At 60.7% G+C, this 16,615-nt stretch carries 21 protein-coding genes and 1 pseudogene; 9 read left to right on the top strand and 13 right to left on the bottom strand.

What is annotated here, in order from left to right; genetic code table 11:
• Positions 1 to 192: 192 nt before the first annotated feature.
• From JGZ97_RS15110 to JGZ97_RS15095, 4 genes and pseudogenes are all read right to left on the bottom strand, one after another.
• Positions 193 to 420 (bottom strand): annotated as a pseudogene (locus tag JGZ97_RS15110) (transposase); the annotation flags it as partial.
• 118 nt (positions 421 to 538) lie between these two features.
• Positions 539 to 805 (bottom strand): hypothetical protein, encoded by a 267-nt coding sequence (locus tag JGZ97_RS15105; RefSeq protein ID WP_207063523.1) that lies wholly within the window; start codon positions 803 to 805, stop codon positions 539 to 541.
• A gap of 15 nt (positions 806 to 820) precedes the next feature.
• The gene (locus tag JGZ97_RS15100; RefSeq protein WP_207063521.1) at positions 821 to 1,246 is read right to left on the bottom strand and encodes a hypothetical protein; all 426 of its coding nucleotides are present in this window, start codon (positions 1,244 to 1,246) and stop codon (positions 821 to 823) included.
• 145 nt (positions 1,247 to 1,391) lie between these two features.
• The gene (locus JGZ97_RS15095; protein WP_207063519.1) at positions 1,392 to 1,682 is read right to left on the bottom strand and encodes a hypothetical protein; all 291 of its coding nucleotides are present in this window, start codon (positions 1,680 to 1,682) and stop codon (positions 1,392 to 1,394) included.
• Between the two features lie 485 nt (positions 1,683 to 2,167).
• On the opposite strand from JGZ97_RS15095, the gene JGZ97_RS15090 reads away from it, so the two are divergent.
• Complete coding sequence (locus JGZ97_RS15090) at positions 2,168 to 2,578, top strand: GFA family protein (RefSeq protein ID WP_207063517.1); 411 nt, start codon at positions 2,168 to 2,170, stop codon at positions 2,576 to 2,578.
• 152 nt (positions 2,579 to 2,730) lie between these two features.
• On the opposite strand, the gene JGZ97_RS15085 is transcribed toward JGZ97_RS15090, so the two are convergent.
• The 3 genes from JGZ97_RS15085 to JGZ97_RS15075 all read right to left on the bottom strand — a co-directional run bounded on the left by JGZ97_RS15085 (position 2,731) and on the right by JGZ97_RS15075 (position 4,365).
• Positions 2,731 to 3,273 carry a hypothetical protein gene (locus tag JGZ97_RS15085; RefSeq protein WP_207063515.1) on the bottom strand — a complete coding sequence of 181 codons (543 nt, stop codon included), beginning with the start codon at positions 3,271 to 3,273 and terminating at the stop codon, positions 2,731 to 2,733.
• A gap of 374 nt (positions 3,274 to 3,647) precedes the next feature.
• Positions 3,648 to 3,860, bottom strand: coding sequence for a DUF2892 domain-containing protein (locus tag JGZ97_RS15080; protein WP_207063514.1), 213 nt, complete (start codon positions 3,858 to 3,860; stop codon positions 3,648 to 3,650).
• 190 nt (positions 3,861 to 4,050) lie between these two features.
• Positions 4,051 to 4,365, bottom strand: coding sequence for an SCP2 sterol-binding domain-containing protein (locus JGZ97_RS15075; protein ID WP_207063513.1), 315 nt, complete (start codon positions 4,363 to 4,365; stop codon positions 4,051 to 4,053).
• A 152-nt stretch (positions 4,366 to 4,517) separates the two neighbouring features.
• On the opposite strand from JGZ97_RS15075, the gene sohB reads away from it, so the two are divergent.
• Genes sohB through JGZ97_RS15050 form a run of 5 tightly spaced genes read left to right on the top strand, consistent with a single transcriptional unit; the run spans position 4,518 to position 8,925 of the window.
• Positions 4,518 to 5,582, top strand: a complete 1,065-nt coding sequence (gene sohB / locus JGZ97_RS15070; RefSeq protein WP_207063512.1) for a protease SohB — start codon at positions 4,518 to 4,520, stop codon at positions 5,580 to 5,582.
• 8 nt (positions 5,583 to 5,590) lie between these two features.
• Complete coding sequence (locus JGZ97_RS15065) at positions 5,591 to 6,250, top strand: TetR/AcrR family transcriptional regulator (RefSeq protein WP_207063511.1); 660 nt, start codon at positions 5,591 to 5,593, stop codon at positions 6,248 to 6,250.
• Positions 6,244 to 6,735, top strand: a complete 492-nt coding sequence (locus JGZ97_RS15060; RefSeq protein ID WP_370584077.1) for a L,D-transpeptidase family protein — start codon at positions 6,244 to 6,246, stop codon at positions 6,733 to 6,735. Before JGZ97_RS15065 ends, JGZ97_RS15060 begins: the two co-directional genes overlap by 7 nt.
• 3 nt (positions 6,736 to 6,738) lie before the next feature.
• Positions 6,739 to 7,758 carry a beta-N-acetylhexosaminidase gene (nagZ, locus tag JGZ97_RS15055; protein WP_207063510.1) on the top strand — a complete coding sequence of 340 codons (1,020 nt, stop codon included), beginning with the start codon at positions 6,739 to 6,741 and terminating at the stop codon, positions 7,756 to 7,758.
• Between the two features lie 3 nt (positions 7,759 to 7,761).
• Positions 7,762 to 8,925 (top strand): mechanosensitive ion channel family protein, encoded by a 1,164-nt coding sequence (locus JGZ97_RS15050; RefSeq protein WP_207063509.1) that lies wholly within the window; start codon positions 7,762 to 7,764, stop codon positions 8,923 to 8,925.
• Here JGZ97_RS15050 and JGZ97_RS15045 read toward each other — a convergent pair.
• Positions 8,922 to 10,259, bottom strand: coding sequence for a magnesium transporter (locus tag JGZ97_RS15045; RefSeq protein WP_207063508.1), 1,338 nt, complete (start codon positions 10,257 to 10,259; stop codon positions 8,922 to 8,924). The two genes, JGZ97_RS15050 and JGZ97_RS15045, sit on opposite strands and share 4 nt — an antisense overlap.
• A gap of 261 nt (positions 10,260 to 10,520) precedes the next feature.
• Between JGZ97_RS15045 and JGZ97_RS15040 the strand changes: the two genes are divergently transcribed.
• Complete coding sequence (locus JGZ97_RS15040) at positions 10,521 to 10,988, top strand: Hsp20 family protein (protein ID WP_207063506.1); 468 nt, start codon at positions 10,521 to 10,523, stop codon at positions 10,986 to 10,988.
• 86 nt (positions 10,989 to 11,074) lie between these two features.
• Complete coding sequence (locus JGZ97_RS15035; RefSeq protein ID WP_207063504.1) at positions 11,075 to 11,647, top strand: Hsp20/alpha crystallin family protein; 573 nt, start codon at positions 11,075 to 11,077, stop codon at positions 11,645 to 11,647.
• Between the two features lie 153 nt (positions 11,648 to 11,800).
• Here the strand turns inward: JGZ97_RS15035 and rpoH are convergent, their stop codons facing one another.
• The 5 genes from rpoH to JGZ97_RS15010 all read right to left on the bottom strand — a co-directional run bounded on the left by rpoH (position 11,801) and on the right by JGZ97_RS15010 (position 15,677).
• Positions 11,801 to 12,673: an RNA polymerase sigma factor RpoH gene (gene rpoH / locus JGZ97_RS15030; protein ID WP_207063502.1), complete on the bottom strand. Its 873-nt coding sequence runs from the start codon at positions 12,671 to 12,673 to the stop codon at positions 11,801 to 11,803.
• A gap of 283 nt (positions 12,674 to 12,956) precedes the next feature.
• Positions 12,957 to 13,598, bottom strand: coding sequence for a glutathione S-transferase family protein (locus JGZ97_RS15025; protein ID WP_207063500.1), 642 nt, complete (start codon positions 13,596 to 13,598; stop codon positions 12,957 to 12,959).
• A gap of 8 nt (positions 13,599 to 13,606) precedes the next feature.
• Positions 13,607 to 13,867: a DUF5062 family protein gene (locus tag JGZ97_RS15020; protein WP_207063498.1), complete on the bottom strand. Its 261-nt coding sequence runs from the start codon at positions 13,865 to 13,867 to the stop codon at positions 13,607 to 13,609.
• Positions 13,868 to 13,918: 51 nt separating this feature from the next.
• Positions 13,919 to 15,007 carry an AmmeMemoRadiSam system radical SAM enzyme gene (gene amrS, locus JGZ97_RS15015; protein WP_207063496.1) on the bottom strand — a complete coding sequence of 363 codons (1,089 nt, stop codon included), beginning with the start codon at positions 15,005 to 15,007 and terminating at the stop codon, positions 13,919 to 13,921.
• A 94-nt stretch (positions 15,008 to 15,101) separates the two neighbouring features.
• The gene (locus JGZ97_RS15010) at positions 15,102 to 15,677 is read right to left on the bottom strand and encodes a hypothetical protein (RefSeq protein WP_207063495.1); all 576 of its coding nucleotides are present in this window, start codon (positions 15,675 to 15,677) and stop codon (positions 15,102 to 15,104) included.
• Positions 15,678 to 15,984: 307 nt separating this feature from the next.
• Between JGZ97_RS15010 and JGZ97_RS15005 the strand changes: the two genes are divergently transcribed.
• The coding region (locus JGZ97_RS15005) for a cadherin repeat domain-containing protein (protein WP_207063494.1) at positions 15,985 to 16,615 on the top strand (631 nt) is incomplete at its 3' end.

Raw genomic sequence — 16,615 nt, 5'->3', positions numbered from 1 at the left:
TTGTCGCCGATTGCGTAAGGGAGGGTGAGCCGGTGCGGCGAAACCCGGGCCCCGGCGGGCGGGGCTGGGGATGATCAATCGGGCGTTGCCGGCTAACAGCCGGCCTTTCGTTTCCAATTGAGTAATTTGTTAGGTACGTTCTCGGGCTGATCGTTGACGGCCTTGTTATGAGTTGAATGTGGCATTGATGTGAGACTGTACCGCGAGCTGCCGCTTAAGCTTGGCAACCTCGGCTTGCAAAGCCGTTTCCCGATCCGAAACATCGGCCTTCTTCGCTGCGCTCACCCGCCAGCTGTATAGTTGAGAACTAGCCAAACCAAGCTCTTTGGCTGCCTTCGCAACACTGGTTGTTTCTGCCAGCTTCAGCGCCTCGGCCTTGAACTCGTCGGAATAACGTTGGCGTGTTTTCTTTGATGTCATGTCGTACCTCGTTTAACGATTTTACTCGCTTAACGAGGTGTCCAGTCCAGACGGAGCGCATCATTGTGCGGGAAGGTCACCATCGCCAGCGCCTTGTCCAGATGCTCTTGTTCGTAGCTCATAGCGCATTCCCCCAGCTAAACGGGTTACCTGTAAACACCACGTCTCTCTCTCCCTTGGCCTTAGCCGCAGCCACGTGCCAGCCATCCCGCACCAGCTCATCGAACTCAGCCCGACAATCCTGGTGCGGCCAGATGTTCTCGGCCAACGCCAGCCCCGCCTCCATGATGGCTGCTGCCACCTCAGCGTCCTCCTTCTCCGCAGCCTTGCGCTGGTAGTGCTCAAGGATCAGCACACGAAAGCGCACCGCACTCTCTGCTTCCATGGAGAACGACCGGCCTCAGCCCCCACAGTTGAGCACCGTACGTGGCAGCATGTCACGCCACGCCTCGTACAGTATCTCGACCTGCAATGGCTTGGTGCACGGTTGATGGACTGGCTTCTTGGTTCGCTCATCCAACCGTACCAGCACCTCTTTGTGGTCTATGCTGTCCACAAACGCCTGATCCACCGGGATCACCAGCCCCTTGTCCATGGTGCGCTGGCCCAGCGCAGCCTCCACCTCTTCGAGGCTACGCAGGTGGCTCGTGTCTTCCCAGTCAAACGGGAAGCGATACAGTGTGCTCGGGTCATGAAAGTTATCATGCGCCTCACTGCGCTTTCCCTTGGCTACCTCCCAGGTAACGATGCGCCACACCTCATCACGTGTCGCATACTGACAGCCACACGTACCCAGCTTGGCTCCATTGCTTGTGTACTCACCCATGATTCGTTCCTCTCAAACAAAAACGGGGCAGCTTACGCCACCCAGTACTCACACTCACTCTCGCTCACGCCGCCGTAACGGGCCGGAGCCGCTTTGCGGCGAAGGTCCGAGCCCAGCGCAGCTGGACGGTTCTTTGACGGCCTTGTTATGAGTTGAATTTGGCATTGATGTAGCTCGCAATTTCCTTTGCTAAGGGTTCGGCTGCTTTGTCTTTGGCGCAAACGATATAGCCTGACCAGTTGTCCCATTCGAGCCCGATACGCATGTCACCTTGTCGGTAGTCTTGGAACATTTCATCAAGACCTCGGGCGATCAAGTTGGCAGGCGTTAGATTGAAGTTGTTTGCTACGGCCTCGGTGATTTTGGAATAGGCACTTGCTTCGACTTTCTGGAAATCAAAAGTTAGTCTGTCGCTTGCATCCCTGTGTTCGCCCATGCGCTGACCTCAAGACTCATAACAATATTAATATTGAGTCGGCTCGTTTTGCCGTATTCATGTGCTGAATATAGCAAGCTAAAGAACTGATTATATTGCGCTTTTAAGAATCACCCGGCATCTTCCTCCGGTGAAAACGAGCCGGCTCATATTTCCTGGCGGCTTGGCACGTTATCACCGGGCCCTGTCTTCATAACTCAATGATAATGAACCATTTCTCGTTTCTTTGCCAGAGAAAACCGTGCCTTGGATGTGGGCAAAACGCGCCTGTTTTCAGCGATAGCCCCAATACACTGTATGCATACGCAAAGTCTGGCATCGGCAGCGCGTGTATCTGCCGATGCTCAAGAAACCACTTGGGCGCCGGGCCGGGTCTGCGGGTTCAGCGCGGGATCAATGGTGCAGGGCCTTGCGGGGCAGACGCTGGACTATAGTCTCGGCAGGGTGGTTGATTTGGCTGCTGGAAGATTAAGAGGAGAGAGCTGATGCTGAAAGGGTCCTGTCTTTGCGGTGGGGTGCGGTACGAGTACGAAGGGGCGCTGGGTCCCATCGCCATGTGCCACTGCTCGCAGTGCCGTCGCGCGCAAGGTTCGGCATACGGCACCAACAGTGCCATTCAGGCCGCTGAGTTTCGCATCGTCAGTGGTCAGGCGCTGGTGAAAGAGTACGAATCCAGGCCCGGGAAAAAGCGGGCCTTTTGTGGAGAGTGCGGCAGTCCCTTGTACAGCCGTCTGGATTCGAAGCCTGAGCTGCTGCGCTTGCGGATTGGCACCCTGGAAACGCCAATCGACATCAAGCCCAGCTACCATATCTACGCCAGCTCCGCGGCCGAGTGGTACGAGTTCAAAGATGACCTGCCCCGTTACGCCGAGCTTGAGGATAGCCCGCGGGTTTAGCCGTTCACATCAGCCACCTATCGAGGGGCTTGGCAGGCGGTGTTCGGTGGGGCTGGTTGGCGGGGCTCCCGCCGCCTCGCCCGGCGGCGGTGATCGGTCATGCCGTCCACGGCGCCGGGGGGCGGAGTTACATCGGGTAAAAGGCGTGGGCGTCAGTATTCGCTTTTCAGGCAGAACGCCCCTTCAAACTCCATATCGAGGCTGAACAGGCAGTTCAGAGTCCCCTCGATCTCCAGGTTGCCGGTGGCTAAGCCTTCAAAGATACCGCGGCCGGTGCCGGGAATGGGGGTGGACGTTTCGGTGAACGTGCCGGTGGCGGAGCTGGGCGGAAATCCCGGCGGGCAGGTCTGGAAATTAGTGACGCCGGAAGTGGCCAGGCTGATCTGGGAATGAATCACATCGCCGGTCAGGGGGGATTCAAACGCATCGTCACAGACCAGGGTATGGATAAAGTTGGCGGTGCCGTTGGCGGCTCCTCCCTGTCCGAGAATGCCGCATTTGAGCCGCCGCTTTTCCAGAATCAGGTGCACTGTGCCCAGGGTGGTGCCGGGGTCGACGGCATTGGTGAGTATCTTGCCTTTCGCCCGGGTGAGGTGCTCGTCTTCTCCGCACTGCAGGGGAGCCGCGTTAAGTGGCATGGTTGCCAGCCCCAGCACCAAGGCTGCGCCCAGCATTGCAGGTTGATATAGGTTCATGAGTCGAGGTCTCCCCGCTGTTCGCTGCTTAAAACAGCCCGGAGTATAGTTCAGGGAGGCAGTGGACCGGGGCTGAAAAATACGCCCCGGGAGTGTCTCAACCTGCGACACATCGGCGGGAAGCCAGGGCGGCTGTGGCCTTCGGCAGACTATGCACAAAATCTGTGGATAAGTGTGTTAACCGTTTTTGGGTAAGCCTCGCGAGCGGCGGTGGGGCGTACCCTGGCGCCGGATCGGCTAAAAAAAGACCACTAAGTCACATGTCTATTTAAAAACAATAGGTTATGTTTTTATGCGTCCTGCCGCGGGGGTATAGACCTGTCCCCGGCGATGACGCCGCGTATCGGCCTGACTGTCGGTTTGGCTTGTGTATATTAACGGCGCAGCGCGCACTCGGCCTCGGTAGGCATTCCCAGTTTCTTGAATACCCAGGTCGCGGGGCAAAAGCCGGTGAAGGCGTTCTGGATCAGGTTGACGCCGATGAATACCGTGAACCAGTAGAACTGAGGGTGGACCCATTGGGTCAGAGCCACCGATACCAGTACCATCAGGCCGGCGAAAATGTAGAGGGCGCGTTCGCATGTCATGGGGGATCTCCTGCAAAAGTCGGTCGAAGCCTGCTTTTTAGCGGGCGTTTACGGCACCTTGTGGGCCAGCGGCGAGCGACCGGGTAAACAGCTTCGGGTAAAAAGCGCTTATCTTTAATTAGATTAACCTAATATTAGCGCCCGCGAAGTAGTTTAGGTAGATCTAATTTAAAAAAGTAAGGGCGCGGTTTCAGCGGCGGAAGAGTTTGCCCAGTCGAGGGGCGAGCATGACATCGCCCTCGGCGCGCAGGCGCCCGGTCAGAAAGGCGGTGGTGCCGCCCAGGTCGCCGTAGATGATGTCCACGAAGGTCTCGCTGTCCATGATCAGGGTGACATCGGGGTCGGGGTGCTCCTGCTGGATCACCTCGCAGGTCTGGTTACGAACCTCGATGCTGTAGGGTCTTTCATCCTCGATATGGATTTGAAATACGGTATCCAGGCCGGCGGCGGCCTCGGGTTGGAACTTGGATACGAGCTTCTGCATGACCTGGGGGACGGATTTCATGGACTGCTTCCTACGGGTTCGCGAGGGCGCTCATCATAGCAGGTCGCGGGGCCTCGATTAAGGTCCGCGTCTGGTATGGCTGGGAGCATTTGGTACAATCCGGCTGTTTAGACTTCGGGAGATCCGAAGGCCAAGTTGAGTGAGGAGAAAGCGTGCCCGATTTTTTACTTGAGTATGGTCTGTTTCTGGCCAAGGCCGTGACGGTCGTGGCCGCCGTGCTGCTGGTGATCGCCGCCAGTGCGCAGGTGGCCAGCCGCAATCGGCGGGACACGGGTGGTCATATCGAGGTCAAGCACCTCAACGAAGAGCTTGAACACATGACCGAGACGCTCAAGCAGAACATCTGCGACAAGGCGTTTTTGCGCAAGCAGCACAAGGCCGAGAAAAAGGCCGAGAAAGCCAGGGAGAAGGCCCGTGCCAAGCAGGTGAAACAGGGCGTGGACATTGAGGCCGAGCACAAGAAGCGCCTGTTCGTGCTGGATTTTGACGGCGACATTCGGGCCAGCGAGGTGGAGTGTCTGCGCGAGGAGGTCACCTCGGTGTTGAGTCTGGCCACGGAACGCGACGAAGTGCTGGTCCGCCTGGAGAGCGGTGGCGGGCTGGTTCACTCCTACGGACTGGCGGCATCGCAGCTGCAGCGCATCCGGGACCGCAAAATCCCCCTGACGGTCGCTGTCGATCGGGTCGCGGCCAGCGGCGGCTACATGATGGCCTGCATCGCAGACCGGCTGATCGCGGCGCCCTTCGCGGTGCTCGGCTCCATCGGCGTGGTGGCCCAGATTCCCAACTTCCACCGGCTGTTGAAAAAGAACGACATCGACGTGGAGTTGATGACCGCCGGGGAGCACAAGCGCACCCTGACCATGTTCGGCGAGAATACCGACGCCGACCGCCTCAAGTTCAAGGAAGACCTGGAAGACACCCATCTCCTGTTCAAGGATTTCGTGGCCGGTCACCGCCCGCAGGTGGCTATCGACGAGGTGGCCGACGGCGACATCTGGTTTGGCACCCGGGCCCTGGAGAAAAAGCTGGTGGATGAGCTCTGCACCAGCGACGAGTATCTTTTCAAGGCCTGCGAAACGGCTGACGTTTACTGTGTGAGCTATGTTGAGAAGAAGTCGCTTCCCGAGCGCTTCGGCCTCTCCTTCTCCACGGCTCTGGACCGGGCCCTGCTCAGCTGGTTGGATCGGATCCACAAAGCCCGCTTTTTCTCGTAGGAGGCAACGTGTCAAAGGCCACCGCCCAACGGATTCTGAACGCCGCCGCTGAGCTCTTCATGGAGAAGGGCTTCGAGGCAGCCTCCGTGCGGGATATCACCAGCCGGGCCGGCGTCAACCTCGCGGCGGTGAATTACCACTTCGGCTCCCGGCAGGCCCTGATTCACGCGGTGGCCGACCGTTATTTGCAGCCGCTGTGCCGGGACCTTGAACTGCAGCTTGACGACTGTCTGAGCCACGACAGCGACCCGGAGCTCGAAGACCTGCTGGAGCTGCTGGTGAGCTCAACCCTGCGCGCGGTGGAGCCGGACGGCTCCGGGGTAAACCTGTTTATGCGGTTGCTCGGGTATGCCTACAGTGAAGTCTCGGGCGAACTGCGTCACTACCTGCTGGAGCAGTACGCCGGGACCTTCAGCCGCTTCCTGGGGCTGTTGCGCGAGCGGGGCTCCAAGCTCAGCGACAACGAGTTTTTCTGGCGCTGCCACTTCTTGCTCAGCGCCTGTTTTCTTCCCCTCTCGAACCACGCCATTCTCACCGAGATTGAAGAGGCCCGCTTTGGCGGCGCCAGCGCGGTGGAGATCGTTCTGCACCGGCTGATCCCGGTCCTGGCAGCAGGGCTTCGTGCCGAGCCGGACCGGGTCAGCGAAAAACCGGAGCAGCTGTGGTAGCAGCTGCCACCCGGATCCACATCTCCCTGGCACGCCAGCGGCTTGAACTCTACCGTGGCGACCAGCAGGTTGCCGGTTTTTCCGTGTCGACGGCGCGCAACGGCGCCGGTGAGCGCGAGGGCAGCGGCTGCACGCCGCGGGGGCGTCACCGAATCCGCGCGCGGATCGGGGCCGATGCGCCCATCAACAGCGTCTTCGTGGGACGACGAGCAACCGGTGAAATATACTCCCCGGCCCTGGCCGAGGCTTACCCGGAGCGGGACTGGATCCTGACCCGGATCCTGTGGCTCTGTGGTTGCGAGCCGGGTTACAACCGCCTGGGCTCGGTCGACAGCCAGCGGCGTTTTATCTATCTGCACGGCACGCCGGACAGCGAACCGATGGGGGTGCCGGGCTCCCACGGTTGCGTACGTCTGCGCAACGCCGATATCGTCTGGCTTTTTGACCGTGTTCCGGTGGGAACCGAGGTTTTGATTGAGGAATAAACCATGACCGCAGCAGGCCCGCTGATGCTGGATCTCGAAGGTACCGCGCTGACCGCCGAGGAGTGCGAGGTGCTTAAGGCGCCTCCGGTTGGCGGCGTGATTCTGTTCAGCCGCAACTACCAATCTCCCGAACAGTTACAGGCGCTTACCGGCGAGATCCGGCGGCTGCGACCTGAGCTGCTGATTGCCGTCGACCAGGAAGGGGGCCGGGTGCAGCGGTTCCGAGAAGGGCTGACCCGCTTTCCCGCCATGGGGCGCTTGGCGGCGCTGTGCCTGGAGGTGCCCGGCGAAGCCCTCGCCTTGGCCGAAGAGTGCGGTTGGCTGCTGGCCGCCGAGCTGCTTGCCCTTGGGGTGGATATTAGTTTTGCGCCGGTGCTGGACCTGGATCGGGGTATCAGCGAGGTGATCGGGGATCGCGCCCTGGGGGCCCGTCCCGAAACGGTAATGGCCCTGGCCGGCGCCTTGATGAAAGGTATGCAGGCGGCGGGCATGGCCACCACCGGCAAGCACTTCCCGGGCCACGGCGGCGTGGCGGCCGACTCCCACCATGAAATGCCGGTGGACCCGCGGCCCTATGAAGCGATCGAGGCTGAGGACCTGCGCCCCTTCGCGCGCTTTGCTCGGCAGGGGATGGCGGGGGTGATGCCTGCCCACGTGGTCTATCCGGCCTGCGACCCGCAACCGGCGGGCTTTTCGCCGTTCTGGCTGCAGCAGATCCTGCGTCAGCGCCTGGGGTTCGAGGGGGTGATTTTCAGCGATGACCTGAGCATGGCCGGCGCCGAGGGGGTGGGCGGTTACCCGGCTCGCGCCGAGGCCGCTCTGGCGGCCGGCTGCGACATGGTGCTGGTCTGTAACCAGCCGCAGGCCGCCCGCGAGGTGCTGGCGTGGCTGCAGGAGAACGGGTCTGGACCCGCAGAGCGGGTGCCCCGGATGAAAGGGCGTCCGGGGATGGATTGGATGGCGCTGATCGGCAGCGAGCGGCGCCGGCAAATACAGCAACGCTTGGAAGAACTGGAGCACTGATCAATGGAACAAGGCCTGAACCAAATTTGGTCGAAGTTGGGGCTCTTGGGTAACGAAAACCTGTGGATTGTCGAGGTGTTCACGGCAGTCTTTATCACCCTGCTGGCCAATTTCTTGCTCAAACGCGTCTTCGCCCGCTTGGCGGGCAAGTTCGAAAACACGGGCACGCCATGGGACGACGCTATTCTGGCGGCGCTGCGTACCCCGGCAAGCTGGCTGGTGTGGGTCGTCGGGCTGGCCTGGGCGGCGGGGATCGTCGACCAGCGTACGGAGTCGTCGATACTGGCGGTGGTCGATCCGGTCCGGGAGACCCTGGTGATCATCCTGCTGGCCTGGTTCCTGGCTCGGCTGGTGGGGGAGGGCGAGAAGGTTCTCACGGAGCCGGGCAAGGTCAAAAAGCCGATGGATATCACCGCGGCCCAGGCGATCAGCAAGTTGCTGCGGGCCTCGGTGGTGATCACCGCCGGGCTGGTGATTCTGCAGACGCTCGGGTTCAGTGTCTCCGGTGTGCTGGCCTTTGGCGGTATCGGCGGCATGGCGGTGGGTTTTGCCGCCAAGGACCTGCTGGCCAATTTCTTCGGTGGGCTGGCGATCTATATGGACAAACCGTTCAAGGTGGGTGACTGGATCCGTTCGCCGGACAAGGAGGTGGAAGGGACGGTGGAGTCGATCGGCTTTCGTCAGACCCGTATTCGCACCTTCGACAAGCGCCCCCTGTACGTGCCCAACGCCACTTTTGCCAATATTTCCGTGGAGAACCCCTCGCGGATGACGCATCGGCGCATTTTCGAGACCATCGGCGTGCGCTACGACGACGCTTTGAAGGTCCGAAGCATCGTCGACGATGTGCGCACGATGCTGGAGGCGCACGAGGAGATCGACACCTCTCAGACGCTGATCGTCAATCTCAACAAGTTCGGCCCCAGTTCGCTGGATTTCTTTATCTACACCTTTACCAAGACCACTAACTGGATCAGGTTCCACGAAATCAAGCAGGACGTGCTGTTGCGGATCATGGATATCATCGATGATCACGGCGCGGAAGTGGCCTTCCCCACCCATACTCTGCACCTGCACGAAGTGGAGCGCGGCGAGGACGGGGTCACGGCGGCAGCGCCCGCCAGGGGCATGGGGGCGCAGCCCGAACCTGAGGGCGCGCCCGCTTAGAGCAGAAGCAGCGCCCCCAGGCCGAGAAAGGAGACAAAGCCCACCACGTCGGTGACGGTGGTCAGGATCACCGAGCCCGAGAGGGCGGGGTCGATGTTGTAGTGATCCAGCACCAGCGGGATCAGTACGCCGGACAGCGCCGCCGCGAGAATGTTGACCGCGATGGCGGCGGCGATCACCATCCCCAGGGTGGGGCTGGAAAACCAGGCGGCGGCGACGGCGGCGATGATCAGGGCCCAGATCACCCCATTGACGCCGGCGATCCGCAGCTCCTTGCTCAGCAACGAGCCGAGGTTACCCCGGGACACCTGTTTGAGCGCCAGCCCCCGGATCATCAGGGTCAGGGTCTGACTGCCGGCGATACCGCCCATAGAGGCGACCACCGGCATCAGTACCGCCAGGGCCACCACCTGCTCAAGGGTGGCTTCAAAGAGGCCGATGGTCCAGGAAGCCAGAAAAGCGGTCAGCAGGTTGATGCCCAGCCAGGTGGCCCGACGCCGGGAACTGCGCATCACGGGAGCGAACAGGTCCTCTTCCTCACCCATGCCGGCATGGGCCATGAGCTGGCTTTCGTAGCCCTTACGCTGGATCTCCATGGCATCCTGCAGGGTTACCCGGCCCAGCAGCCGCCCCTGCTCGTCGGTAATCGGCAGGGCCACCCAGCCGCACTGCAGCAGGGTGTCGGCGGCGACGCTCAGCTCCGTCTCCGCATCCAGGTGTTCCGCCTCCTCATCCACCTGGCTGCTCAGGGGCAGGTGCCCGGGCTGGGTGTAGAGACGCGCGGTGCGGATGGTGCCGCTGTAGCGCCCGGAACGGTCGAACAGGAACAGGCTGTCCGTGTAGGGGGGGAGGTTGCGGCGCAGCAGTCGGTCGGCGTCCTGGACCCGGGCGTTGGCGGGCAACATCAGCAGGTCGTGATCGACCCAGCGGCCGATTTGATCCTCACTGTACTGGTTGGCCCGCTCGAAGAATTCGCGCTGTTCGGCGTCCATTCTGGAGAGGGTGTTGTCCACCACCCGCTCCGGCAGGGATTCGGCGAGGCCCAGCAGCTCTTCCGCGTCGAGATCGGCCAGCAGCTGATCGGTTTCCTCGGCGCTGAGGGCTTCGAGGATGCTGCTGCGGGCATCGGCCCGCATCTCCAGCAGCACCTCGGTGCCATGTTCAATGGGAACATCTTCCCAGCGCCTTACCCGCTCTTCCAGCGGCAGGGCTTCGAGCAGGCGTGCCAGCTGGAGGTTGTCGAGCTCCTCCACCAGCACCGCCATCAGTGCGTGTTTTTCGTGTTCTTCGGCCTGGTGCAGCCGGTCAATAACCTGATTGAGTTCTTCGCTCACCTGTTGGATCTATCCTGTTGCTGGCCCGGCGGGGCGTTGTCCTACTCTTCACCGGCTGCATTCTGACACAGCTCTGGCGTCTTAAAAGAGAGCAAAGTCATTTTTTTGCGCCGTGCAAAGCCCAACCCCGGAAAAACGTCGTTCGCCCCTTGAATCAGCGGCACTCAACCCTATCTGTAAAACTGCCAGGGAGGCTGATTTCAGCTCCCGGCCCGGTCCGCGAAAGACCGGTTTCCATATTGCTTCTTTGGAGGATATGTCATGAACGTTATCGATTTCTCACCCCTGTACCGTAACACTGTCGGTTTTGACCGCCTCGCGTCCCTGCTGGACGAAACCCTGCGCCACAGCAGCAGTGGCAATGGTTATCCGCCTTACAACATCGAGCGGGTAGACGAGAATCGTTACGCCATCACCCTGGCGGTGGCCGGTTTTGAGCGTGACGAGCTGGAGATCCAGTGTGAACAGGGTGTGCTCAGTGTTCGCGGTGCCAAGAAAGAGGAGCAAGCCTCACGGGAGTTTCTCTACCAGGGGATCGCCACCCGCACCTTCGAGCGCAAGTTCAACCTCGCTGACTTTGTCGAGGTGCGCGGAGCCGAACTTAAAAACGGCCTGCTGGTGGTGGATCTGGTGAAGGAGATTCCCGAGGCCATGAAACCCCGGCGTATAGAGATTGCCGGGGGCGGTGCGTCGATTGAGCATCAAACCGATGCCGAGAGCGCAGCCTGATAGGGCTTCGTTTCAGCGCAGCGCCCGGTGGTCACAGGGACTGCCGGGCGCCTTGAGGTGTCATCTGCGCATGAGGAGGTGTCATCATGGATTTGAGCAAATTAAACCCTTGGAACTGGTTCAAGCACGAGCAGGCTAGCGAGCAGCCGGGTTCCCAGATTCCGGTGAGGCGGCGTGAATACAACCCGGCCGGCATCGAGATGCCGTTGCAGCAGTTGCACCAGGAGTTCGATCGGCTGTTCGAGGTTCTGAGGCGGCAGATGCAGCTGCCTTTTTCCGCGTGGCCGCAGTCGGCCATGGATGCCTTGCCAACCCTGGGCACAGGCACGTTCAGTCCGCATCTTAATATTTCCGCCGAGGAGGGCCGGTATCGGGTCAGCGTGGAGCTGCCCGGACTGCAGGACAAAGATGTGTCGCTTGAGGTGAGCGGCGATCGTTTGCTGCTCAAGGGGCGAACCGATTTCGAACAGGAGGACAAGGGGGCGCACTACTATCGCATCGAGCGCGCCAGCGGTCAGTTTCAGCGCACCCTTGCGTTGCCCGATGACGCCGATGTGGAAGGTATCAGGGCGAAGATGAAAGATGGGGTGCTCTACGTGGACATTCCCCGCAAGGAAGACGCTCAAACGCCCGCGCGCTCAATTCCGATCAACGCTTAAGGGCAGAGCGCAACAAGCAGATAGAAAAGGCGGACGGGCAGGGTTGCAGCAGTAAAACGGAGAAAGTTGCAGCAGTAAAAAAGGCGGTGCCATGGCACCGCCTTTTGTTTGGGTTCGGCAGTCGTTGGGCGGGACTTAAGAGTTGTTCGGGATTTAAGCCGCCTCGCCCATCAGGTGGTTCAGCTTGGTGAGCGCGCTCTTCTCGATTTGCCGAACCCGCTCGATCGAAACCCCGAACTCCCCGGCCAGCTCGCTCAGGGTGGATTTGGATTCTCCCAGCCAGCGGCGGGCGATGATCGCCTGCTGACGTGGGTTCAATGTCGCCAGCGCCGTCTTCAGCTGGGCATTTGTCAGCACCTCGGCCTCTTTCTCGGCCAGCAGCCCACAGGGTTCTGCGCGCTCGTCGCCCAGCAGTTGCTCGGGGGCCTTCTCAGCCAGGGCATCGTCGTCGCTGGCTGACTCCTGGGCATGGAAAGAGGGGTCGGTGGCGCTCAGGCGCTGCTCCATCTCCCGCACGTCCTGGGGGCGCACGTTGAGCTCTTCGGCCAATGCCTCGCTGTCGTGGGCGGACAGCCAGCCCAGGGAGCGCTTGGCTTGGCGCAGGCGGAAAAACAGCTTGCGCTGGGCCTTGGTGGTGGCCACTTTGACGATGCGCCAGTTGCGCAGCACGTAATCGTATATTTCGGCGCGGATCCAGTGCACCGCAAAGCTGGCCAGACGCACCCCCATGTCCGGGTCGAAGCGGCGCACCGCTTTCATCAGCCCGACAGTCCCTTCCTGGGTGATGTCGGTGACGGGCAGCCCGTAGCCGAGGTAGGAGCGGGCGATTTTAATCACGTAGCGCAAGTGGGAGAGGATTAGCCGGTGAGCGGCGTCCAGGTCGTTCTGGTCGCGCAGCTGGCGCGCCAGTTTCTGCTCCTCGGCTTCCGACACCATGGGATAACGGTTGGCATAGGACACCAGTGCCTCAAAACTGCCGAGTGAAATGGGCAGATGGTCTTGGCGAACGGTGAGAGCCTTGCTCATGAAAATTCCTCCGTCAACGCAACTAAAAGCAGTACCTGAGGCCTTTCGGCCCGGTGTTTGGGGTGCTCCGCGCGGTTGCCTTGTGACGGACGATACAACAGCGATAGATGAACCATCGACGTTGGGGTCTTGGTGAATCGCTCCTAAATCAGGAGGAAGTACGCACCGGCCCATCCTTCGTAAAGCAACAGGTAACACGCACCTTGCGCGGGTCTTGTCTAAAGCACCCGTGGGGTTAGATAAGGGCGGCAGGAAAAAGTTTCAAGCCTGCGAAAGCGGATTTTCAGTCCCCGACCTCTTCGTGGGGAATCACCTCCGCTTCCGCCGCCCCGGCGGCAATCCAGGCCTGCAGGTGCGGGCTTTCAAACTGGGTGGCCATGTAATCGCGGGTCCGGGCGGCGAGGGGCAGGCGGTAGCCTCGAAAGCGCAACACCACTGGCGCATAGAAGGCGTCAGCGATGCTGAATGCGCCAAACAGCCAGGGGCCTTGGTAGCGTTCCAGGCACTCGCGCCAAATGGTCTCGATGCGTCTAATATCCGCCTCCACAGAGGGCTCTAACACCACAACCCGCTCGACGGCGCGGCAGTTCATTGGCAGCTCGCTGCGTAGGGCCCCGAAACCTGCGTGCATCTCGGCGACGATGGCCCGGGCGTGGCTGCGGGCAACAGGGTCTTTGGGCCAGGCGTTGGGGAATTGCTCGGCCAGGGTTTCGCAAATGGCCAGGCTGTCCCAGATAACCTGATCGTCGTTTACCAGCACGGGAACCCGGCCGGCGCCGGAATAGGTGGATACCTGGCGCTGAAAGTCCGGCGTGTCCAGTGCCAGGCGCTCTTCGCGAAAGGGGATGCCCAGGTGTTGCATCAATAACCAGGGGCGCAATGACCAAGAGGAATAGTTCTTGTTGCCGATAATCAGTCGGTACATGGCTTCGCTCATTGTTGCAGGGGGTGATCGGCAGGGAGATTGCGCGCCATCCAGAGCGCCAGCTTGTGGCGGATATGGGGCAGGTCCTCCTGGTCTTTGGCTAGAGGCTGAACCAAGCCGTCATGCACCAGCAGTCGGTAGATGGCGGTGATCTTCGTATCCGATCCGTCGGTGGGTTCAAACTCGCCGGCACCGCGCTTTTTCAGATAAAGGCCGCCAACGCGGATGGCTTCCTTCAGCAGCTCCTGCTCGTGTTTCAGCTTTTTCATGGCGCGCCTTTCTATGAGGTGAGCGGTCAGTATAGCGGGGCCAGGGGGAGCCTAGAAGGCGTGCAGCCGCACCGGCTGGCGGCGAGGTCCCCAGGTGCCAGGGGTAGCCTCGAAAATGCCGGGCAGAGGTGTGGCGCACTGGCCACAACGGCCCTTGCTGTCCAGCCCCCAATGTCCTAGTTGATACCAGTCACGCTCGATCAGCAGTGCGCCGCACTGATGGCAGAAGGTGCTTCCCCCTTTTTCATCGTGGACGTTGCCGGTGTAGGGATAGCGCAGGCCCGCCTGCAAGGCGATGTTGCGGGCCCGGGTAAGGGTTGCGGCCGGGGTGTGGGGTTTGTCCCGCATCTTCCAGTCGGGGTGGAAGGCGCTGAAGTGGATCGGCACATCGGGGCCCAGGTGTTGCGCCAGCCAGGCGCACATGGCCTCAAGTTCCTCGTCGCTGTCGTTCTCGTCGGGGATCAGCAGGTTGGTAATCTCCAGCCAGACGTCGGTTTCGTGATGAAGGTAAAGCAAGGTATCCAGCACCGGCGCCAGCTCGCCGCCGCAGATTTTCTTGTAAAAACGTTCGGTGAAGGCCTTGAGGTCGATGTTGGCGGCATCCATGTGGGCGAAAAAATCCCGTCGGGGTTCGGGGCACACGTAACCGGCGCTGACCGCCACGCTTTTAATGTCTTTGGCATGGCACGCCCGGGCCACATCGATGGCGTACTCGAGGAAGATTACCGGGTCGTTATAGGTGTAGGCGACCGAGCGGCAGCCGAGCCGGTGGGCGGCATCGGCGAGTTCCTCCGGACGTGCTTGATCCATCAGGGTGTCCATCTCCCGGGATTTGCTCATGTCCCAGTTCTGGCAGAATTTGCAGGCGAGGTTGCAGCCGGCGGTGCCGAAGGAGAGTACGGGGGTGCCGGGGAGAAAGTGATTGAGGGGCTTTTTCTCGATCGGGTCGATGCAAAAGCCGCTCGATCGTCCCCAGGTGTAGAGCAGCACCTGGTCGTTCTCGCGGCCTCGCACAAAGCAGAGACCGCGCTGGCCCTCGTGGAGCTTGCACCGTCTCGGACAGACGTCGCACTGGATGCGGTCATCCTCCAGGCGGTGCCAGTAGCGGGTGGCGATGGAGCCTTCGGGGAGCGCGGGCATAGCCGAGTGACCTGAAGCGAGGGTGCCTAGCTACAGTATAAACCGTGCTCCCGGCGGGGATGGTGTCCCCCCCCGTGGCTGACCGGCGGCAGTCTTAGCGAGCGCTTTGCAGGCGCCGATACTCTGCTTCCATCGCCGGGAAGTTCTCGGCGGCGTACTGACGCGAGGCTTTGATATCGCTTGCCAGCCGTGCCGCGAAGTCGTCAGCGGCCTTGGCGGCCTGGGACTGGGTGGCGCTCTTGTTGAGGTAGCGCAGTTGCTGGCCAAGGGGGTGGCGGGCTGCGAAATAGGTCTCTTGTCCGGTCTCGACCTGCTTTGCATAGGGAACCCGGGCAACCAGCCAGTGGTTGAGCCAGGCTTCTGCATAGAGCAGGCAGGAGCCCGGTGCGACACTGTATCCCAGCAGGCTGACCACCACCTGATCGCCGAGGGGGGCTTGGGCTTGCGCGGTCTTCAATCCGCCAGCTTCCAGCGCGGCTTCCATTCTTGTCTTGATCGCGCCGGGGTTGGGAAGGCAGCCGTCGGTTACTCGGTCAACCACTTCCACACTGAACTCGTCTTTGTAGGCGATCAGGGCCTCTTCGCCTTTGAACAGCAGTCCGCCCTCGGCGGCGTTTGCCGAACTGGCGGAAAAAGCCAGCAGGCCGGCCAGGATAAATAATGCTCGCATTTGAGTTATCCCTCAATCAATCAATGATTTGGCTGCATGTTCTATGCAGCATCCTGATATAGTAGCAGCGTTTATTAAGTGCAAAAAAGCAATATTTGATAAATGAGTTGTGCGTCAGGAGTTAAACACTTGTTTCAAAAAAATCAATAACTTTTGATTGATTGATGTCAATAAATAGTTGATGCTGTCGCTAATCACATGGAAATAGGCGGGTCTTGTGTAATGATTGACAGAGTGCCTGCGTGTTTTGCGCACGTTTTAAGACAAAGAAGTCGCTCGGCGCACCAACAATCAAGGAGCTAAACCGATGATCTCGATCCTCAAGAGCAGTGGCGATGTAGTGGTCTTTAGTCGGGAGCCGTTAGCGACGCCTTCCGAGCAGTTTCAAACCGATTCGCATGACTCTCAGGATGCTCTGCAGGGTGGTGAGATCTTCGTAACCGGTAAAGAAGGTTATCTGATGCTGGCCCATGCTTATGGGCCAATCGAGATCGGGCCGGGGTGCGTGGCGTGCGTGCCCGACCCCAAAGACGGGCTGGATGGCTCCGTCGCCGTCGTACCGGTAAGTGATATCGATGCGCTGCAGGACCTGATCGCCCAGGGTATCGACCCTACTCTGGCGTTTGAAGCGCCGGCAGCGGGCAACCAGGGCGGAGCAGGCAGTACCGGTTTCGTGGAAATTGCCCGCATCGCTGATTCGACGCTGGCCGAGGCCGGGTATGACACCACCGAGACGGATCTTCAGGAAACCGGGACCCTTCTGAGCACCGGGTCGACCTTAATTAACCAAGCCCCCGTCTTCGACCTGCCCCCGGAGAGCGAGGGCTACAGCTTCAGCTACGCCGAGAACCAGGAAGCGGGCGCGGTGCTGGGCACCGTCAGCGCCAGTGACGTGGACGGCGACAGCCTCAGCTACAGCATCACGGGCGGCAACGATC

Origin of the sequence: Motiliproteus sp. SC1-56, from assembly GCF_017309075.1 — a bacterium.
Classification (GTDB): Bacteria; Pseudomonadota; Gammaproteobacteria; order Pseudomonadales; family Balneatricaceae; genus Motiliproteus.
This window is presented reverse-complemented; position numbering and strand designations above follow the sequence as displayed.

Coding starts and splice junctions, on each gene's coding strand:
- JGZ97_RS15105 (WP_207063523.1), bottom strand. CDS start 805: ATGGAAGCAGAGAGTGCGGTGCGCTTTCGTGTGCTGATCCTTGAGCAC.
- JGZ97_RS15100 (WP_207063521.1), bottom strand. CDS start 1,246: ATGGGTGAGTACACAAGCAATGGAGCCAAGCTGGGTACGTGTGGCTGT.
- JGZ97_RS15095 (WP_207063519.1), bottom strand. CDS start 1,682: ATGGGCGAACACAGGGATGCAAGCGACAGACTAACTTTTGATTTCCAG.
- JGZ97_RS15090 (WP_207063517.1), top strand. CDS start 2,168: ATGCTGAAAGGGTCCTGTCTTTGCGGTGGGGTGCGGTACGAGTACGAA.
- JGZ97_RS15085 (WP_207063515.1), bottom strand. CDS start 3,273: ATGAACCTATATCAACCTGCAATGCTGGGCGCAGCCTTGGTGCTGGGG.
- JGZ97_RS15080 (WP_207063514.1), bottom strand. CDS start 3,860: ATGACATGCGAACGCGCCCTCTACATTTTCGCCGGCCTGATGGTACTG.
- JGZ97_RS15075 (WP_207063513.1), bottom strand. CDS start 4,365: ATGAAATCCGTCCCCCAGGTCATGCAGAAGCTCGTATCCAAGTTCCAA.
- nagZ (WP_207063510.1), top strand. CDS start 6,739: ATGACCGCAGCAGGCCCGCTGATGCTGGATCTCGAAGGTACCGCGCTG.
- JGZ97_RS15050 (WP_207063509.1), top strand. CDS start 7,762: ATGGAACAAGGCCTGAACCAAATTTGGTCGAAGTTGGGGCTCTTGGGT.
- JGZ97_RS15040 (WP_207063506.1), top strand. CDS start 10,521: ATGAACGTTATCGATTTCTCACCCCTGTACCGTAACACTGTCGGTTTT.
- JGZ97_RS15035 (WP_207063504.1), top strand. CDS start 11,075: ATGGATTTGAGCAAATTAAACCCTTGGAACTGGTTCAAGCACGAGCAG.
- rpoH (WP_207063502.1), bottom strand. CDS start 12,673: ATGAGCAAGGCTCTCACCGTTCGCCAAGACCATCTGCCCATTTCACTC.
- JGZ97_RS15025 (WP_207063500.1), bottom strand. CDS start 13,598: ATGTACCGACTGATTATCGGCAACAAGAACTATTCCTCTTGGTCATTG.
- JGZ97_RS15020 (WP_207063498.1), bottom strand. CDS start 13,867: ATGAAAAAGCTGAAACACGAGCAGGAGCTGCTGAAGGAAGCCATCCGC.
- amrS (WP_207063496.1), bottom strand. CDS start 15,007: ATGCCCGCGCTCCCCGAAGGCTCCATCGCCACCCGCTACTGGCACCGC.
- JGZ97_RS15010 (WP_207063495.1), bottom strand. CDS start 15,677: ATGCGAGCATTATTTATCCTGGCCGGCCTGCTGGCTTTTTCCGCCAGT.